The sequence below is a fragment of the Candidatus Lokiarchaeota archaeon genome (genome assembly GCA_014730275.1).
Taxonomy (GTDB): domain Archaea; phylum Asgardarchaeota; class Thorarchaeia; order Thorarchaeales; family Thorarchaeaceae; genus WJIL01.
Genome location: WJIL01000046.1, coordinates 1 through 3,922, shown reverse-complemented (window position 1 = coordinate 3,922; position 3,922 = coordinate 1). Strand labels below are relative to the sequence as shown.

Below are 3,922 nucleotides of genomic sequence, written 5' to 3'. Positions count from 1 at the left end.
GAGCTGAGGTTGCAATTCCGGTTCTATCGGATTATGCTCTGTAACCGAAGAAAGAGCTTACCCCTCAGCAGAAAGGCGGATAGTTGCAATTCCGGTTCTATCGGATTATGCTCTGTAACAGCCCCCTTTGACATATGAATTTTGCCCAACGGAACCCTCATAACTCCGCTTTCCGGAGACCTTCTCGATGGAGGGGTTTTCCGACCCCCCTTTATAAGCTCGCACACAAAACGGCCATTTTTGAGCTTAGAATCGTTCGTAGAGCGGCTCTCCGAGGGGTGAAAATCCGATTTTTCGATGGAGGGGTTTTGGCGCACCCCTTTATAAGGTCGCACACAGGATTCTGGAACGTTTGCGCATTTCAAGTCCTCTCAAAAGGGCGAAACGCAAAATAAGCGTAGCAGGAGAACCAATGCAACGAAAACGAACAGATTCATCAAGAAACCAAGTATCGATCTGGTACTAGCCCTCACAGAGGGTCAAAACAACTCCTCGAATTTCTTCGTCATCTCATCACGATACCACCACCTATCAATCTCGATGAGCGATAATGAGTCGTCATTAGTGAGTCCCTGTATATTTGTCACACTCTTCGGGGCCCAGAACTCAACCTCGCAGCTCGGGCTGAGGACTGCTTGGAGCCTGTAGGCCTTCTGGGTCTGCCCGACCACACGACCGTGGAATCGACGCCCAATCCTCTTCGGATAGTGGTGGCTGTAAATCGAATTTTCAACCAGGAATTGGGACACTTCATCCTTCTGAGTGAACACAACACATTGCTTCCGAGCCCGCGTCACAGCCACAAAGAACAGCCTGCGCTCCTCATCGATACTTTTGGATAGGTCAGGGTTGATGATGTCGAAATTCATCTCAGATGTGATGTCAGGCGGGAAGCCAAACGTCCCTTCATACACATTCAAGAGGAACACGTAGTCGGCTTCAAGTCCTTTGCTCTTGTGGATGGACATGAACCGCACGCCCTCTCTACGCGTATCGGAGCCTCTTCTGATTTCAACAGGGATATCCTCAGCTTCGGTACAGGCATCCCTCAGGTCAGCGTATCCGAAGTTGAACCGGGAGAGGACAAGGATCTCCGGAGGCGGTATCCCCTCGTCAATGAGCTTCTTTATCGAGTCAAAAGCAATCCGGTTCTGCTTTCGTCTGAAGCCAAATACGTTCCTTGCTTGAATGCGCTCGATGAGCAGAGCTGGAACTGAGTCTTCGTCATCAGATGGCTTCCGTGGTTTCAGGGTTTTTGAGATCTTCTCGGAACAATCCTCTATGGCTTCGGAGCCAAAATCGAGCACCTCGGGAGGGTTCCTATAGTTCTGGTTCAGAAATACGCGTGCCGCATCTGGGAACCACTCGTCAAACTTAATCATGTAATGAGCGGAAGACCCAGCAAATCCGTAGATCGCTTGCCAGTCGTCGCCAACGCAGAACAATCGGCAATCGTCAAACAGTCCCTTCAGTTCCTTCAGTAGCTTCAGGCGTGGATATGAGATATCCTGAAACTCATCAACCATAATCAGGTCATAGGGGCCCAAGTCCAGCTCTTCGGCTGTGTCCGTGTTTTCGAGCAGTCGGACAGCTTTGTTGATCATATCATCGAAATCTATCTTGCCCTCTTCCTTCAGATACTGCTCATACCGGCTGAACACCTCCAAGACCAAGTCAAGAATGAACTCTGCTTCTTTTCGTTGTCGTTTACTCTTGCTCAGGTTCTCTATACGTGAAGCAAGCGAAGCGGGGGTGTGGCCGTAAACCTTGGCCGCTCTGATTGCTGTCAGGATGGATTGCTGGACAGTATCTGATGCGTTCTTGTCCAGTCCAACCTCAGCCAGAAGCTCTCGATATGTCAATGGCGTTGGATTCACCCCGCGGTCGGAAAGCCTTTTCGTCAGATGCTGCTCCAATTCGTTTTCGGCAAACATGGTGTGGTTGGTTTCCCAGAGGGTTTTCCCATGCTTCTCGTATTGCGAACGCTTCCACTCCATGGATGTCTTGTACTCTTCCGCTTCGGTTTCGTCAAAGAATGGAGGTGCCTTTCCATCGGCTGAAACCGCCCAGTGCTCCAGGTAGACATCAAGTTTCGGCAGATAGAAGTCAGGACAATAGGTCTTTTCTGGATCGTTTTTGTCGTGCCAATCCACCTGCTTCTCATACTCGTAATCGATTCCGTGCTTGATGAAGAAGTTCGCAATATCACGTTCAGCCAAGCTCTTCACAAAAGTTCCGTCAATAGCAAAATATGATTCGCCTTCCTTCAAACGAAACTCTTCATCTATTCGCTTCTCTTCCTCTTCGTCAGAGGATTCACTGTCTTCATCTTCTTCCCACTGCGATAGGTGTGTTAGATACTTGGTTCGGTACTCATCGCTTTGCTCGAGCAATTCTTCGATGATACCTCGAATCACATTGTTGCGCTGAGATTCGATGGACAGGCGCCGCGACGAATTGCTTGACGTTGCCAGTATACTCAATCCCAGACTATGGAAGGTTCGCACCTGCACATCTTCAATCCCAAATCGAGTTTTTAGCCGCTGTTCAACCTCACCGACAGCATTGTTGTTGAATGCAATGACGAGGATTCTCTCCGGCGGTACGTCTTTGTAGTGAACGAAGTAAGCGACTCGTGAGGTCAACACCCGCGTCTTCCCGGCGCCAGGCCCCGCAATGACAAGGTTACTGTAATCGTTCGTCAGGATAGCTTCGATCTGTTTCTTGTTGAAAGATTGGCCATCATGGAACCTCTCACCGCTGAAGAATTCCGGGTGTCTCTCTTGCTCCTTCTTGAAATACGTCGAGTTGTAGTCTGATAGGAATCTCAAGCATTCACTGGCTTCCTTCTTGATATCTTGCCAAAGCTCTTCATACTCGGTAGGCAGATTTCGAAGTTGATTCTTGACCTTTCGAAAGGGCTCCTGATAGAGCTGCTTTTTCTTCGTGGGCAGATAGCGATCATACCCACGTAAATCCGCAATCCTAGATTTGCCTTCCAGAAGAGGAGCTCGAATCTGTCTGGCCTTCTCTCGCATTTTGCGTTCGCGCCGCTTCTCAGATTTGTAGTGGAGATACCACGCCAGAGCGACAAGAAGAATGGAGAGTCCGTACGTCAGAAAGGCTGCCGCAATGCCGAGAATCACACTCAAGACGAAGTAGAATTTCTCGGTATCACTCATTGCCACTTTGTCGTTCTGTAGTCTCATGCAATCACCAATTCATAACTGAAGACCCTGCATTGTGACTCACGGGACGAAATCAATGGAAGCGACCACATCATCCTTCATGGGAGATGCTTGATACCAGCATGCTTTCGTCCTTGTCAACGTGAATGACGCGCTGCGCCACCCTCTGAAACTCGTCATCATGGGTAACTATGAGCAGCTGATTTGCAGGAGTCACATTGTCAAGTGTCTCAACAAGTTCGGCCTTTCGCTGGTCATCGAGGTATGCTGTCGGCTCATCAAGCATCAAGAGATCGCTCGTAGCCAGGGCTCGTGCAAATCCAAGGCGTACAGCAAGTCCAGCCAAGACCTGCTCTCCTCCTGAAAGCGTCCGCATTGGTTCGAAGCTACCGAAACGTGAAATCAATAAATCGTGATTATCGGCGATTCTGATTTGGTCATACTCGTTAGAACCGATCAGAGTCTTGAATATCTCGGTGGCGTGTCTAGAAGCCCTACTGGTATCCCGTCGGCGTAGTGGCTTCTGGACTTCGCGATAGAACTGGCGTATCCTATTTACCACCTTGAGTGCCTTTGCAGCTTTCCGTTGCTTCTCTCCTATCTCCTCGATGTTCTCTGCTGCTTTTTTGGACTCTTCATACAGCTCTTCTGCCTGGGGGATTTGCTCGTCTTCAAGAATACCGATTCTCTCCCTAAGCTTCGATACATCTTCTTTCAGACCATCAAGCTTGTTC

At 49.2% G+C, this 3,922-nt stretch carries 2 protein-coding genes; both read right to left on the bottom strand.

Annotated elements, in window-relative coordinates:
* Window positions 1–479: 479 nt before the first annotated feature.
* Window positions 480–3,209, bottom strand: coding sequence for an AAA family ATPase (locus tag GF309_05335; GenBank protein ID MBD3158194.1), 2,730 nt, complete (start codon window positions 3,207–3,209; stop codon window positions 480–482).
* A 70-nt stretch (window positions 3,210–3,279) separates the two neighbouring features.
* On the bottom strand, window positions 3,280–3,922 hold a 643-nt coding region (locus GF309_05330), incomplete at its 5' end, for an AAA family ATPase (protein ID MBD3158193.1).

Coding starts and splice junctions, on each gene's coding strand:
- GF309_05335 (MBD3158194.1), bottom strand. CDS start 3,209: ATGAGACTACAGAACGACAAAGTGGCAATGAGTGATACCGAGAAATTC.